Raw genomic sequence first — 13,878 nt, 5'->3', positions numbered from 1 at the left:
TACCCGTTCCCGGGCGTACAGCCAGGCATGTCAAATCGGCACAAGACACCCTGCATCAGGGAGTGATGCAGGGCGCTTGTCAGATCCTGTAATGATTCGTCCTGCATGAAGCGTCCTGAAACTCTGTAGGATTTTTATCCCCAATTACTTTCAGGTCGATATGAATACCTCCATGGAGCCCCCCAGTCGCTTTTCTCCTTCCATTCGTTGCATCCATCTGACGATCTCTTGCCGAGGGGACGAATAACCCCATGGAATGGATCGTTGACCCCACGGCCTGGCTTGGCCTCCTGACGCTGATCGTGCTGGAGCTGGTGCTCGGCATCGACAACCTCGTCTTCATCGCCATCCTGGCCGACAAACTTCCTCCAGAGCAGCGGGACCGTGCCCGCATCATCGGTCTGTCCCTGGCGCTGCTGATGCGTCTTGGCTTGCTGGCGAGCATTTCCTGGATGGTGACCCTGACCGAGCCGTTGTTCGAGGTCTTCGACAAGACGTTCTCGGGGCGGGACTTGATCATGTTGTTCGGCGGTGTGTTCCTGTTGTTCAAGGCAACCATGGAGTTGCATGAGCGACTCGAAGGGCATGTGGCCCAGCGCGCGGGTCACGCAGCCTATGCGATGTTCTGGCCCATCGTTGCGCAGATCGTGGTGCTGGACGCGGTGTTTTCGCTGGATGCCGTGATAACCGCTGTGGGCATGGTGGAGCACTTGTCGGTCATGATGATCGCGGTGATTTTCTCCATTGGCCTGATGATCGTCGCAAGCAAGCCGCTGACAAACTTCGTCAACGGGCACCCGACGGTCATCATGCTCTGCCTGGGCTTCCTGATGATGATCGGTTTCAGCCTCACCGCGGAGGGCCTGGGTTTCCACATTCCGAAAGGTTACCTCTACGCCGCGATAGGCTTCTCGATCCTGATCGAACTGTTCAACCAGTTGGCCCGTTCACGCCGCAAGAAGAGTCTGCAGGGCCGCCGCCCCATGCGCCAACGTACCGCCCATGCGGTGATGCGTTTGTTGGGTGGCCATTCGTTGGATGCCGACGAGGTGGGTGAAGAGATCGCCGACATGCTCGCAAGCGATGAAGCCGAACCGGCGTTCGACCGCCGCGAACGCGTCATGATCAGCGGCGTGCTTCAGTTGGCGGAACGCCCGATACGCGGGGTCATGACCCCCCGCGCGGAAATCGATCACCTCGACCTGGCCGATGCTCCAGACGTGATCCGCACGCGGCTGATGCACTCGTCGTACTCCAGGTTGCCGTTGATTCGCAATGGTCAGGTCGATGAACCGTTGGGTTTCGTCCACAAGAAGGAACTGCTCAAGGAACTGTTGGCGGGGCATGAGCCGGATCTGGAAGCCATGGCCCGCAAGGCAATCAACTTGCTGGACAGTTTCACGATTCTCAACGCGCTGGAACAGATGCGTCAGGAATCGACGCACATCGCTTTTGTGGTGAACGAATTCGGTGATTTCGTGGGACTGCTCACCATGACCGACATCCTCGAATCCATCGCCGGTGAGTTGCCCGATGCCAGTGAAATCGAAGGCCCGAATATCGTGGCCCAGGAGGGCGGTTTTCTCATCAGCGGTGCACTGAACCTCAGTCAGATCCGCGAGCAGACGGGCTTCCAGGCGCAAGCCACCGATGACTACCAGACGCTCGCAGGGTTGGTCATGAGCCTGCTGGATCGCTTGCCGGTCATTGGCGATGAACTCCATTGGCAGGCGTGGAGCCTGCGGGTTGTAGAGGTTCAGGAGCGGCGGGTGACAAGGGTGTTGTTGCGTCCTGATGGATATGAAACTGCATCCAGTCGATAAACACCTGGGTTTCAGCCGCTGCGTCCGGGGAGACGCCGTAGTAATAACGGATCAACGGCAGCTGGAAGGAGGGAAACGGGCAGGTCAGCCGGCCTGTGGATAAGTCCCTGCCCAGCAGTGAGGCCGGACACAGGGCCACACCCAGGCCATCGACGGCGGCCTGCAACACCAGGTGCATGTGGTCGAATTGCAGGGTCGGTCGAGTCCGCAATTGCGCGAGGCCCGTCTGTCTGGCCCAGTCCTGCCAGTCACTGCTGCGGGTCCTGCCGGTCAGCAGCGTGTGCTGGAGCAGATCGTTGGGACTTTCCAGCGGCTGGCTTTGCAGCAGGGACGGGGCGGCGACCAGTATCAGGTGATCTTCCAGCAACGCGTGGGGTTGAACGTTGGCTGACCATCCGGACTGTCCGCGGCGAATCACGACGTCGAATGCTTCGCGTGACAGATCCGGTGGCCGGGTGCTGGTGATCACTTCGGGGTGGATATCCGGGTACTGCGCCATGAAGTCCGGTAATCGCGGGATCAGCCAGCGTACGGCGAAGGATGGGCGCACATTGATCGTCACTTTGCGCCGTGAAGCGCTGCGGGTCAGGGTGGTCGCGGCATGGGCAATCTGTGCAAGGGCCATGCTGACCTGCTCGTAAAACGTCTGTCCGGCCGGTGTGAGCACGGATTGACGGGTGCGACGTTCGAAAAGCAGCACCCCCAGATGTTCTTCGAGCAGCTTGATATGCCGGCTGACAGCGCTGTGGCTGACATGCAGTTCTTCGGCCGCACGGCTGAAACTCTGGTGGCGAGCGGCAGCGGCGAAGGCACGCACGGCGTTCAAGGGCGGGAGGTCGGCAATCATGTGTCTAATTTAGTCACATCAGGGGCGCAATTAAAGCGTTTGTCAGCGAGGTCCCTTCATACCACTCTGGGCACCACTTGCTCCGGAGTGATTCCATGGTTAATTACGGATTGTTTCTGATGTTGGCTACCCTGACCGTGCTCAGCCCAGGCCCGGGGGTGGTGCTGACGATTTCCAACGCCTTGCGCCATGGTTGGACCGGTTCGTTTCCCGGCATCTTCGGTATCGCGTCGGGAGCGTTGGTCGTGGCGGGTGTTTCCGCCACCAGTGTCGGGCTGATCCTCGCCGCGTCATCCACTGCGTTCACCGTGCTCAAATATGTCGGCGCACTGTACCTGCTGTACCTTGGGGTCAAGATGTGGCGTACGAGATGTTTCATCCCGGAACTCGACATCACGTCGCCGCGTCCGTGGCACCGATTCGTCGAAGCGCTGTCGATCCAACTCTTGAATCCCAAGGCGGGTTTCTTCTTTCTCGCGGTCTTCCCGCAGTTCATCAAGCCGGAAGACAACTACTACAGTCAGTTTTTCCTGCTGGTGTCTTCCTACAGCTTGCTTGTCGTACTGATTCATACCGGGTATGCGCTCATGGCCAACCGGGCAAGGGGCTGGCTCTCCACGAACAGGGGCGCAGGGATCGTTGGCAGGTTGTCGGGCATCACCTTTTTCTGTTTTGGTGTATTGATGGCTTCCGCCAGCAAATGAGCGGACTCGGATAAAGCTTCTTGCTATTCTGTTCTCCCTCTTTCATGGACGAATACTGAGACCCTCCATGGCTAACGACACTTCGTCATCCGTCGGGAAGATGCTGCGGGCACTGCTGTTTGCCCTGATCGGTATCGGCCTGTTGAGCATTGCCGTTCATCTCACCCTTGATCGACGCGAATTCCTCGCTCATGCACAGACCGCCGATGGCGTCGTCAGCCGCTTGAATGCCGGTGGCTCGCATCCCGAGATTGCCTTTACCACGGGCAGTGGTGAAAAGATTTCCTATCCGCAGGGCGGTTTTATCTTCGGCTATCGGCAGGATCAGTCGGTGCGGGTGCATTACCTGCCCGAACGGGCGGCGGGCAGCGCCATCGTCGATGACCCGGCCGCACTGTGGGGCACCCCCGGTGTATTGGGTTGCATCGGCCTGGTGTTCGCCATTGTCGGTTTGCTGGGAATCATCCGCCAGCGTGGTCGCGGTGCGGCTCATTCACATAAAGGATTTTGATCATGAGTTACAACATCCCGATTCCGGTCAACGAAAGTCGCTGGCAGTACCAGACCGCCAGTGGCGGCGGCCTGACCGTGGTGATGGTGGCGGGCAGTGGCGGTTCGATCATCCTGCGTTCGCCCCAGGGCGAGGACGTCAGCTACCGTTACGGCGGTGTCGGGGTCGGAGCCGGATTTGGCGCGCGGCTGCCGCGTTTCGGCAAGGTCAATATCCAGATCAAAGGCAAGAGCGTAGGTGGGGCCGCAGCGGCGGAGGCGTTCCCGAGTACCGGCAAGGTGTTTGTCAGCGATGCCCTGGTCGAGCGTGACCTGACCAGCGACGACATCACCGGGCCGTGCATGTACACCGAAGTGGGGGCGGGCCTGGTGGTTGGCGGTTCGGCCACGGCGTTGCTGTTCGGCCTTGATCCCAAATTGCTGGCGTTGTCGGTGGCGCTGAGCGCCAGCCCTGCGACCATGATGGCCGCCAGCATCGTCAACCGGCAATTGGTGCAGTCGGCGAAGGGGGCCCTGGTCATGGCGGGCATGAACGCCGGCGTGCAGGCCGGTGGTGGGGCGGCGGTCTATATTGGCTACCTGTTTTAGCCAGTTATGAAGAACCTGTGGGAGCGAGCCTGCTCGCGATAGCGGTGAGTCAGGTGGCATTGATGCCGACTGTTGCTTCGCTATCGCGAGCAGGCTCGCTCCCACAGGGATAGTGCTCATGTCGAGCCACTGCAGAGTCCCTGAGCCTATGAAAAAGCCGCGAATCAACGCGGCTTTTTCATGCCTTCAAGAAGCCACCCGTCGAGCGCTGCTGGCACCGACTTGTCGCTCTACTACAGTGACGGATCCACCCCTTAAAGGATTAAGTCATGGCAACCAGCGATAGCGCGACGGCAAGTACCCATTCCGTGAGAAGTGGCCCGGGCACTGTCCAGATCGATCTCACGGGCCAGGTCGATAGTAACCAAAGCATCGTTATCCAGCCGGACGGCAAGATACTGGTCGGGGGTTATACCGAATACCTGGCATGGGGTTACCCCGGGGCACCAGGCGAAGAAAGCTACGGCTACGAACAGAACCATTCCGTTATCCGCCTGAATGCGGATGGTCGCCTGGACACCAGCTTCCATGACGGTGGCGTCGATATCATACCCGCCGCGGTAGCCCCGGCGTCGCGCTATGAGCTGACGGCCGTGCAGCCCGATGGCAAGGTGCTTATCGCCATCGCGCAGAACACCAGCGTACAGGTGGAGCGCTTCAACAGCGACGGGACGCGGGATACTGCTTTTGGTCAGAACGGCGCCATTACCGTCGGCATCAGCCATGAATTCAAGGACATCGACCTGACGGCCAGTGCGGATGGCACCTTCCAGATCAGCGCCCGCGGGTTTGATCAGGCCACGGTTTCCTGGATCGGCAATGACGGCACCTTCGTCGACGGCTTTGGCGAGAATGGCGTGCTGAGTGTCGCCATTCCCGAAGACGCCTACTACAACGGCGGGATTTCCACCGCCGTGCAGGCAGATGGAGGTGTTGTGGTCGGGGCTGCGTACAATGCCGCCGGCGCAGGGGATCCGACCTACGCCCTGCAGCGCTTCAACCCCGACGGCCAGTTGGATACCCATTTCGGCAACGACGGTGTCCTTTACCTGAGCCCTGCCATGGGGTTTGGCGAAGACTCGGTGATCAGTCTGCAAACGAACGGCAAGATCGTCGTGATGGGCCATGGCGAAGGCGACACCTTGGCCACCGTGGTGCGGCTGAACGCTGACGGCTCCTTCGACACCACCTTTGGCGCCAATGGCACGGTCACCTTCGAGGCCGGCACGCCTGTGGCTCTGACCGTACAAGCCGATGGCAAGATCGTCGCTGCCGGCACGAACAACGGGGATTTCAGCGTCATCCGCTTGAACACGGATGGCAGTTTGGACACCAGCTTCGGCAGCCAGGACGGCAAGCTCCATGTGGACGGATACGCCGGCGAGGAAATCCTGCAGGGTACCGATGCCGCCGAAATCATCCATGGCCTGGCCGGTGATGACGTGCTTCAAGGCAACGGTGGACGCGACGTTCTGCAAGGTGGCGCTGGCGCCGACATCTTCCGCTTTAGCGAACTGAGCGACAGTTTCCGCACCGATACGCAAAACAGCAGCGATCGAATCCAGGACTTCGACGCCTCCCACGACCGTATCGACCTGATTGCCCTGGGTTTCACCGGAATCGGCGACGGCCATGACGGCACCTTGGCCATCCAGGCCAGCGCAGATGGCACCCGCACCTACCTCAAGAGCTACGACGCCGATGCCTCCGGGCAACGCTTCGAACTGGCCCTGGACGGCGATTGGGTGGCTCAGTTGAACAGTACCAACCTGGTGTTCACCGCGCCTACGGTCGAGGGTACGTCCGGCAAAGATACGATCACCGGTACTGCCCTGTCGGAAATCATCCATGGCCTGGACGGCAACGACCGTATCAACGGCGGCGCTGGAGCGGATGTCATCATCGGTGGCAGGGGCGCCGACCATCTTAACGGCGGCGACAGAGCCAACATCTCGCTGTGGACCGATAACCATCAGAACGATGACGTGTTTCGCTATACCTCAACCGAGGATAGCTATCGTACTGAAAGCCAGAGCTTTGCCGACCTGATCGAAGGCTTCACGGTCGACGACAGGATCGACGTGTCGGCCCTGGGTTATACCGGATTCGGCGAGGGTACGGGGACTACGCTGAAGGTAGCCTACAACCAGGAACTGAACCGCACCTACCTGACGGACGTGGAAGCAGACGCCCAGGGTCACCGGTTCCAGATCGGGCTTGCCGGGGACTGGCGGGAAAGCCTCGACGAAGATCACATGATCTTTGCTCCCGATGCCGGGGTAGGGTTGGTCGGTGTAGCGCCAGAGGCCGATCCAGGACATCTGCTGTCCTGATGTCCGTGGGGGAGGGTGCGTGGCAGTGATGAGCTGCCACGCGACAAACCGTCAGACGTTGAAGCGGAAGTGCATCACGTCGCCGTCCTTGACGACGTATTCCTTGCCTTCCAGACGCCATTTACCGGCTTCCTTGGCACCGGCTTCACCCTTGTACTGGATGAAGTCGTTGTAGGCGATCACCTCGGCACGGATGAAGCCTTTTTCGAAGTCGGTGTGGATCACGCCAGCGGCTTGCGGTGCGGTGGCACCGACACGCACGGTCCAGGCGCGGACTTCTTCGACACCGGCAGTGAAGTAGGTCTGCAGGTGAAGCATTTCATAGCCGGCGCGGATCACACGGTTCAGGCCAGGTTCTTCCAGGCCCAGGGCCTCGAGGAACATGTCTTTCTCTTCGCCGTCGTCCAGCTCGGCGATTTCGGCTTCGATCTTGTTGCAGACCGGAACCACCACCGCGCCTTCTTCTTCGGCGATGGCCTTGACCACGTCCAGGTGCGGGTTGTTCTCGAAACCGTCTTCAGCGACGTTGGCGATATACATGACCGGCTTGGTGGTCAGCAGGTGGAAGCCCTTGATCACCAGTTTCTCTTCGGTGCTCATGTTCTTCATCAGGCTGCGCGCAGGCTTGCCCTCGGTGAAGTGGGCGATCAATTGCTCCAGCAGGCCTTTCTGGACCACTGCGTCCTTGTCGCCACCCTTGGCGTTGCGGGTGACTTTCTGCAGTTGCTTTTCGCAGCTGTCGAGGTCGGCGAAGATCAGTTCCAGGTCGATGATCTCGATGTCACGCTTCGGGTCGACGCTGTTGGAGACGTGAATCACGTTCTCGTCTTCAAAGCAGCGCACCACGTGGGCGATGGCGTCGGTTTCACGGATGTTGGCCAGGAACTTGTTGCCCAGGCCTTCGCCTTTCGAGGCGCCGGCGACGAGGCCCGCGATGTCGACGAACTCCATGGTGGTCGGCAGGATGCGCTTGGGGTTGACGATGGCCGCCAGCGCGTCCAGGCGAGAATCCGGCATCGGCACGATACCGCTGTTCGGCTCGATGGTGCAGAAGGGGAAGTTCTCGGCCGCGATACCGGATTTGGTCAGGGCGTTGAACAGGGTGGACTTGCCGACGTTAGGCAGGCCGACGATGCCGCAATTGAATCCCATGGTGTTTCCCCTCGGTAAGAGTCAGGCCTTCTGGCTGTGCAGGTTTTTCATCGCGCGGTTCCATTCACCGGCGAGGATATCCGGCAGCACGCCGAGGGCAAAGTCGATGCTGGCATCGAGTTTTTCCTGTTCGGCGCGAGGCGCGCGACCCAGGACAAAATTTGAAACCATGCTGGCTACGCCCGGGTGGCCGATGCCAAGCCGCAGGCGGTGAAAGGTATTCTGATTACCCAGCTGCGCGATGATGTCGCGCAGCCCGTTGTGACCGCCATGGCCGCCGCCCTGCTTGAGCTTGGCGACGCCCGGAGGCAGGTCGAGTTCGTCGTGGGCCACCAGGATTTCTTCAGGCTTGATGCGGAAGAAACCGGCCAATGCCGCCACGGCCTGGCCGCTGCGGTTCATGTAGGTGGTGGGGATCAACAGGCGAACATCCTGACCTTGATGCGAAAAGCGTCCGGTCAGGCCGAAATACTTGCGATCGGCCGCCAGGCTGACGCCTTGCGCGTGCGCGATGCGCTCAACAAAAAGGGCCCCTGCGTTATGCCGGGTCTGTTCGTATTCGGTGCCTGGATTTCCCAGGCCAACGATCAGTTTGATGGCAGTCACGATAGGGGCCCTTCCTGGAGTGTGGATAACGTCGCGATCAGACGTAGCGACAGTGGACGAACAGTGCGGATCTACCGTTAAGTAAACTTCGCGTTCCCGCCCGCTGTCTCGCTACGTTCCAGTCCGCGATGTTTTCCGGTCACTCCGGCAACAGAGTGAAATTACTCTGCAGCGCCTTCTTCAGTAGCTTCTGGAGCAACACGTGGAGCGTGGACGTTGGCAACAGCCTTGTCATCACCGTGTGCCAGGGCAACGAACTCAACGCCTTTAGGGGCCTTGAGGTCAGACAGGTGAATGATCGTGCCGATTTCGGCGTCAGCCAGGTCGACTTCGATGAATTCAGGCAGGTCTTTCGGCAGGCAGGATACTTCCAGCTCGGAAGTCACGTGCGAGATTTCGCCGCCTTTCTTGACCGGAGCAGCTTCGTTGATGAAGTGCACTGGAACGGTAGCGGTCAGTTTCTGGCCAGCGACGACGCGAATGAAGTCGGCGTGCATGATGAATTGCTTGGCCGGGTGACGCTGCATCGCTTTAACGATGACGTTCTGCTTCTTGCCATCGACGTTCAGCTCGATTACGTGGCTGAAAGCAGCCTCGTCTTCGAACAGCTTGGCAACTTCCTTGGCCAGCATGGTGATGGACTCAGGGGCCTTGTCACCACCGTATACAACGGCAGGAACCTGGCTGGCGAGACGACGCAGGCGGCGGCTCGCACCTTTCCCCAGGTCGGTACGCGCTTGGGCGTTCAGGATGAAATCAGTCATTTTGTATCTCCAAAATAGCCATTCCGGGTGACGTCTGCGACCGACGTCAAAGCGGATGGGCAAAAAAGCCCCGCCCCAACATGGGTGTTGGGGCGGGGCGCTTTTCGTCAACGGGATGTCATGTAAGGGCAGGGCCCTTAGCGGAACATCGCGCTGATCGATTCTTCATTGCTGATGCGGCGAACCGCTTCGGCAACCACCGGTGCGATATCCAGTTGACGGATACGTACACAGGCTTGTGCGGCGGCGGACAGCGGGATGGTGTTGGTCACCACCAGCTCGTCCAGCACGGAATTTTCAATGTTCTCGATGGCCCGACCCGACAGCACAGGGTGTGTGCAGTAGGCAAAGACCTTGGCAGCGCCATGCTCTTTCAGGGCCTTCGCCGCGTGGCACAGGGTGCCGGCGGTGTCGACCATGTCGTCGACCAGGATACAGGTACGCCCTTCGACGTCACCGATGATATGCATCACTTCGGAGTGATTGGCTTTCTCACGGCGTTTGTCGATGATACCCAGATCCACGCCCAGGGATTTGGCCACTGCCCGTGCACGCACGACGCCGCCAATGTCCGGGGACACGATCATCAGGTTCTCGAAGCGCTGATCTTCAATGTCATCCACCAGAACGGGGGAGCCGTAGATGTTGTCCACGGGAATATCGAAGAAGCCCTGGATCTGGTCAGCATGCAGGTCAACCGTGAGCACACGGTCGATGCCGACGACGGTGAGCATGTCAGCCACGACTTTCGCGCTGATTGCTACACGCGCGGAACGCGGACGGCGATCCTGGCGGGCATAACCAAAGTAGGGAATAACAGCAGTGATACGAGTAGCCGAGGAACGGCGGAAGGCATCAGCCATCACGACGAGTTCCATCAGGTTATCGTTGGTCGGAGCGCAAGTCGGCTGAATAATGAAGACGTCTTTACCGCGAACGTTTTCATTGATCTCGGCAGTGATTTCGCCGTCGGAGAACTTACCGACAGAAATGTCACCGAGAGGGATATGCAGCTGACGTACGACACGCCGAGCCAGATCGGGGTTAGCGTTCCCCGTAAAGACCATCATCTTGGACACGCGCAGTACCTGAAGGCTGAGGGTATACCTGGATGAGTATAGGAAAATGGCAGGGGCGGCTGGATTCGAACCAACGCATGGCAGGATCAAAACCTGCTGCCTTACCGCTTGGCGACGCCCCTGTATCTGTTGCTGCGAGTGCCCAGCACTCGATTCCTTTTAGAGCAGACTTTGCAGCTTGCGATGCAACATCGAAACGTTGCTTCCTTTCGCTACAAACCCTGTAAGGGTCTCTGTCAGAAGGGCCGAGACTTTATCAGCTTCAGCTTTGCTTGGGAAGCCCCCAAACACACAACTTCCAGTTCCGGTGAGTTTTGCTTCGGTAAATTTACCTAACAAATTCAAAGCGTTACGTACATCTGGGTAACGCCTCGCTACCACCGGTAAGCAGTCATTTCGACTGTTTCCCTTGGGAACGGGGCGCACTTTAATGGGCGGAGAGTTACGTGTCAACAGTGGATCTGAAAAAATTTCTGCTGTACTTACAGAGACTTGCGGCACCAGTACCAGGTACCAGGGTTCTTCGGGCTCTACCGGCGTGAGTTTTTCCCCGACGCCTTCGGCAAAAGCGGCGTGCCCACGCACGAAAACCGGGACATCCGCCCCCAGTTCCAGGCCAAGCGCTGCCAGCCGATCGGCGTCCCAGCCCAGTTGCCAGAGGTGGTTGAGCCCGAGCAGAGTCGTCGCCGCATTCGAGCTGCCGCCACCGATACCGCCGCCCATGGGCAGGATTTTTTCGATCCAGATGTCGATGCCCAGCGAACAACCGGATTGCTCCTGGAGTTTTCTTGCGGCCTTGACGATCAGGTTGCTGTCGTGGGGAACGCCTTCGAACTCGGTGTGCAGGCGGATGGCACCGTCCTCGCGTACCGCGAAGGTGATTTCATCGCCGTAGTCCAGGAACTGGAAAATCGTCTGCAGCTCGTGGTAACCGTCCGGACGACGCCCCAGGATGTGCAGCATCAGGTTGAGCTTGGCCGGGGAGGGCAGGGTCAGGCGCGCAGCGGTCATGTCATTGCCCCAGCTTGCGCGGTTGCCATTGCTTGATCACCAGCGTGACATCCAGGTCGCTGCCGTGCAGCTTGATCCGCTCGGGCAGCCAGTAACCGTTCTGTTGGGCGTAGCTGAGGTATTCGATCTGCCAGTCGTCCTGTTCCAGGTTGGACAGGCGGCTGTCGGCATCCAGGGTCAGGCGGCTCTTGCTGTCCGGTGCCGGCAGCCCGCGCACCCACCAGGTCAGGTGGGAGACCGGCAATTTCCAGCCCAGTTGTTCTTCCAGCAGGGCTTCGGGCGTGGGGGCTTCGTAGCGGCCCTGATTGGCGACCTCCAGCGAAACCTGCCCCGGCCGGCCGGTCAGGCGCGCCGCGCCGCGTCCCAGCGGGCCGGACAGGCGGATGTCGTAGTAGTCCTGGCGTTGCAGCCAGAACAGTGTGCCGCTGCCCGAATCCTTCGGTGCGCGGATGCCGATCTTGCCGTCGATCTGCCAGCCGTCGAGGCCGCTCAGTTGCGCCTTGTGTTCACGCCACTGGGCCGGGTTGCCGTGGCCCTGGACGGATTCGCGGGTGCCGAAGCCCGTACAGCCAGCGAGCAGGGCGATTAAGCTGAAAACGATGAGGTGGCGCAAAAACATAATCTTAAAGGGTCTCTGATCCGGTCAGGCGTTTGATGGTACCGCGCAGGATGGGACTGTCAGGCTGCTCCTTGAGGAACTTGCTCCAGATCTGCCGGGCCTCGCGTTGTTTGCCGGCGGCCCACAGGACCTCGCCCAGGTGAGCGGCGACTTCCTGGTCGGGAAAGCGCTCCAGGGCCTGGCGCAGCAGGCGTTCGGCTTCGTCGAGGTTGCCCAGGCGGAAATTCACCCAGCCGAGACTGTCGAGCACCGCCGGGTCTTCCGGGTTGAGCTGGTGGGCCTGCTCGATCAATACCTTGGCTTCGGCATAGCGGGTGGTGCGGTCCGACAGGGTATAGCCGAGGGCGTTCAGGGCCATGGCGTTGTCGGGGTCGCGCTGGATGATCAGGCGCAGGTCTTTTTCCATCTGCCCCAGGTCATTGCGTTTTTCCGCCAGCATGGCGCGGGTGTACAACAGGTTCAAGTCGTCCGGGTATTGCTTCAAGGCCTGCTGCAGCACGCTCCAGGCCTTGTCGCCCTGATTGTTGGCCGACAGGGTCTCGGCTTCGATCAGGTAGAGCTGGATGCCGTAGTCCGGCTGGGCGTCGCGCTGCACGGCCAGGCGGCTCTGGGCCTCGGCCGTCTTGCCGTTGCCGATCAGGATATCGGCCTGGCGCAACTGTGCCGGCAGGTAGTCGTTGCCCGGACCGACCTGGGCGTACTCGATCAGCGCGCTTTCCGGGTCGTTGCGTTCTTCGGCAATGCGGCCCAGGTTCAGGTGGGCCGAGTCGACGTGGCTTTCCCGGGCGATCAAGTCTTCCAGGTAGCCCTTGGCCTCGTCCCAGGCCTTGGCTTCCAGGCAGACCAGTGCCAGGGAGTAGCGCAACTCGTCGTCTTCGGGGTACTGCTGGACCAGGCTGGAAAACTCCACCTTGGCATCGTCCATGCGGTTGTTTTCCACCAGCATGCGGGCGTAGGTGAGGCGCAGGCGCTTGTCGTCCGGATACTTCTTGATGCTTTTTTCCAGCAGCGGCAGGGCTTCATCGCCGCGGTTCAAGCCTTGCAGCAGGCGAGCACGCAGCAGGATCGGCGCCACTTCGCCGGCTTCCGGCGGGTTGTCTTCCAGCAGGGTGAGGGCGCCCTGGGCGTCGCCATCCTGTTGCAACAGCAGGGCCTTGCCGAAAATCAACTGACCGTTGTTCGGATGGCGCTCCAACAGGCGATCGAAGCTTTTCATCAGGCCGCTGCGGGTTTCCTGGTCGGTATCGGCAGCCGACAGCGCGAGGAAATCGAAGTGGGTATCCCCTTTGCCCTGGAGGACTTTCTCCATATAGGCCATGGAATCGTCGTAGCGCCCGGCGCGTGCCAGTTGCACGGCGGCGGCGCGTTGCGCTTCGAGGTCGTCCGGGGCATTGCGGGCCCAGATCATCGCGGTATCCAGCGCCGCCTGGTCGGCCCCCAGGTACTCGGCGATGCGGAACGCCCGCTCGGAGATGCCCGGGTCCTGGGTATTGATGGCCTGGGTCACGTAGTTGTCCAGCGCAATGTCGAAGCGATTGCGCTGGCCCGCCAGTTCGGCGCTCAACAGGCTGAAGATGGTTTCTTCGCTGAACGAGCCGTAGACCTTGGGTTTTTCGGGTGCCTGCGTGCTGTCTTCGACCGGCGGCGTACCGTCCGTCGAAACGGGGGCCATGGACTGGCAGCCGCTGAGCAAGGCAAGAGCGAGGAGCAACGCGGAAGATCTATTCATATAGGAAGAGGACGACTAACCTGCGGTCGGATCATCATGACACAAGCCTTCGGTCAAACATAACCGCCCCGTCGATTTACGAAGCCAGCGAGGGCGATAGAGATGCAGTGGTT

Annotated in this window: 13 protein-coding genes and 1 tRNA gene; 5 read left to right on the top strand and 9 right to left on the bottom strand. The window is 60.1% G+C overall.

The window, feature by feature from the left end; translation table 11 throughout:
• Nucleotides 1-251: 251 nt before the first annotated feature.
• Entirely contained in the window at nucleotides 252-1,823 is a 1,572-nt protein-coding gene (locus N005_RS12180) for a TerC family protein (RefSeq protein WP_047701416.1), read from the top strand.
• Here N005_RS12180 and gcvA read toward each other — a convergent pair.
• Nucleotides 1,705-2,670 (bottom strand): transcriptional regulator GcvA, encoded by a 966-nt coding sequence (gene gcvA, locus N005_RS28185; RefSeq protein WP_081993258.1) that lies wholly within the window; start codon nucleotides 2,668-2,670, stop codon nucleotides 1,705-1,707. The two genes, N005_RS12180 and gcvA, sit on opposite strands and share 119 nt — an antisense overlap.
• Nucleotides 2,671-2,765: 95 nt before the next feature.
• Here gcvA and N005_RS12175 point away from each other — a divergent pair, with 95 nt between their 5' ends.
• The 4 genes from N005_RS12175 (at nucleotide 2,766) to N005_RS12160 (ending at nucleotide 6,805) form a co-directional block, all read left to right on the top strand.
• A complete protein-coding gene (locus N005_RS12175) occupies nucleotides 2,766-3,374 on the top strand; it encodes a LysE family translocator (protein WP_047701415.1) in 609 nt (202 codons plus the stop codon).
• Nucleotides 3,375-3,441: 67 nt separating this feature from the next.
• On the top strand, nucleotides 3,442-3,885 hold the full coding sequence (locus tag N005_RS12170) for a DUF3592 domain-containing protein (RefSeq protein ID WP_047701414.1): 444 nt from the start codon (nucleotides 3,442-3,444) through the stop codon (nucleotides 3,883-3,885).
• A gap of 2 nt (nucleotides 3,886-3,887) precedes the next feature.
• On the top strand, nucleotides 3,888-4,472 hold the full coding sequence (locus N005_RS12165) for a hypothetical protein (protein WP_047701413.1): 585 nt from the start codon (nucleotides 3,888-3,890) through the stop codon (nucleotides 4,470-4,472).
• A 269-nt stretch (nucleotides 4,473-4,741) separates the two neighbouring features.
• Nucleotides 4,742-6,805, top strand: a complete 2,064-nt coding sequence (locus tag N005_RS12160) for a M10 family metallopeptidase C-terminal domain-containing protein (protein ID WP_047701412.1) — start codon at nucleotides 4,742-4,744, stop codon at nucleotides 6,803-6,805.
• Between the two features lie 51 nt (nucleotides 6,806-6,856).
• Here the strand turns inward: N005_RS12160 and ychF are convergent, their stop codons facing one another.
• From ychF to N005_RS12120, 8 genes are all read right to left on the bottom strand, one after another.
• Entirely contained in the window at nucleotides 6,857-7,957 is a 1,101-nt protein-coding gene (gene ychF, locus N005_RS12155; protein WP_047701411.1) for a redox-regulated ATPase YchF, read from the bottom strand.
• Nucleotides 7,958-7,978: 21 nt separating this feature from the next.
• Nucleotides 7,979-8,563 (bottom strand): aminoacyl-tRNA hydrolase, encoded by a 585-nt coding sequence (pth, locus tag N005_RS12150; protein WP_030138575.1) that lies wholly within the window; start codon nucleotides 8,561-8,563, stop codon nucleotides 7,979-7,981.
• Nucleotides 8,564-8,724: 161 nt separating this feature from the next.
• Nucleotides 8,725-9,327: a 50S ribosomal protein L25/general stress protein Ctc gene (locus N005_RS12145; protein ID WP_047701410.1), complete on the bottom strand. Its 603-nt coding sequence runs from the start codon at nucleotides 9,325-9,327 to the stop codon at nucleotides 8,725-8,727.
• 137 nt (nucleotides 9,328-9,464) lie between these two features.
• The gene (locus N005_RS12140; RefSeq protein WP_003205529.1) at nucleotides 9,465-10,406 is read right to left on the bottom strand and encodes a ribose-phosphate pyrophosphokinase; all 942 of its coding nucleotides are present in this window, start codon (nucleotides 10,404-10,406) and stop codon (nucleotides 9,465-9,467) included.
• Nucleotides 10,407-10,453: 47 nt separating this feature from the next.
• A tRNA-Gln gene (locus tag N005_RS12135) sits at nucleotides 10,454-10,528 on the bottom strand.
• Nucleotides 10,529-10,565: 37 nt separating this feature from the next.
• Entirely contained in the window at nucleotides 10,566-11,417 is an 852-nt protein-coding gene (gene ispE, locus N005_RS12130) for a 4-(cytidine 5'-diphospho)-2-C-methyl-D-erythritol kinase (RefSeq protein ID WP_047701409.1), read from the bottom strand.
• Nucleotide 11,418: 1 nt separating this feature from the next.
• A complete protein-coding gene (gene lolB, locus N005_RS12125; RefSeq protein ID WP_047701408.1) occupies nucleotides 11,419-12,036 on the bottom strand; it encodes a lipoprotein insertase outer membrane protein LolB in 618 nt (205 codons plus the stop codon).
• Nucleotides 12,037-12,040: 4 nt separating this feature from the next.
• Nucleotides 12,041-13,765, bottom strand: coding sequence for a tetratricopeptide repeat protein (locus tag N005_RS12120; protein ID WP_047701407.1), 1,725 nt, complete (start codon nucleotides 13,763-13,765; stop codon nucleotides 12,041-12,043).
• Nucleotides 13,766-13,878 lie beyond the last annotated feature (113 nt).

The sequence above is a fragment of the Pseudomonas mediterranea CFBP 5447 genome (assembly GCF_000774145.1).
In the GTDB taxonomy this organism is placed as follows: Bacteria; Pseudomonadota; Gammaproteobacteria; order Pseudomonadales; family Pseudomonadaceae; genus Aquipseudomonas; species Aquipseudomonas mediterranea.
Note: the sequence above shows the minus strand (reverse complement) of the source record. Positions and strands in the feature narration are given on the sequence as shown.

Bases quoted from the DNA above. Each gene is read 5' to 3' on its own strand.
- ychF (WP_047701411.1), bottom strand. From the start codon at position 7,957: ATGGGATTCAATTGCGGCATCGTCGGCCTGCCTAACGTCGGCAAGTCC.
- N005_RS12170 (WP_047701414.1), top strand. From the start codon at position 3,442: ATGGCTAACGACACTTCGTCATCCGTCGGGAAGATGCTGCGGGCACTG.
- N005_RS12120 (WP_047701407.1), bottom strand. From the start codon at position 13,765: ATGAATAGATCTTCCGCGTTGCTCCTCGCTCTTGCCTTGCTCAGCGGC.
- N005_RS12160 (WP_047701412.1), top strand. From the start codon at position 4,742: ATGGCAACCAGCGATAGCGCGACGGCAAGTACCCATTCCGTGAGAAGT.
- gcvA (WP_081993258.1), bottom strand. From the start codon at position 2,670: ATGATTGCCGACCTCCCGCCCTTGAACGCCGTGCGTGCCTTCGCCGCT.
- lolB (WP_047701408.1), bottom strand. From the start codon at position 12,036: ATGTTTTTGCGCCACCTCATCGTTTTCAGCTTAATCGCCCTGCTCGCT.
- N005_RS12145 (WP_047701410.1), bottom strand. From the start codon at position 9,327: ATGACTGATTTCATCCTGAACGCCCAAGCGCGTACCGACCTGGGGAAA.
- ispE (WP_047701409.1), bottom strand. From the start codon at position 11,417: ATGACCGCTGCGCGCCTGACCCTGCCCTCCCCGGCCAAGCTCAACCTG.
- N005_RS12180 (WP_047701416.1), top strand. From the start codon at position 252: ATGGAATGGATCGTTGACCCCACGGCCTGGCTTGGCCTCCTGACGCTG.
- N005_RS12175 (WP_047701415.1), top strand. From the start codon at position 2,766: ATGGTTAATTACGGATTGTTTCTGATGTTGGCTACCCTGACCGTGCTC.
- N005_RS12165 (WP_047701413.1), top strand. From the start codon at position 3,888: ATGAGTTACAACATCCCGATTCCGGTCAACGAAAGTCGCTGGCAGTAC.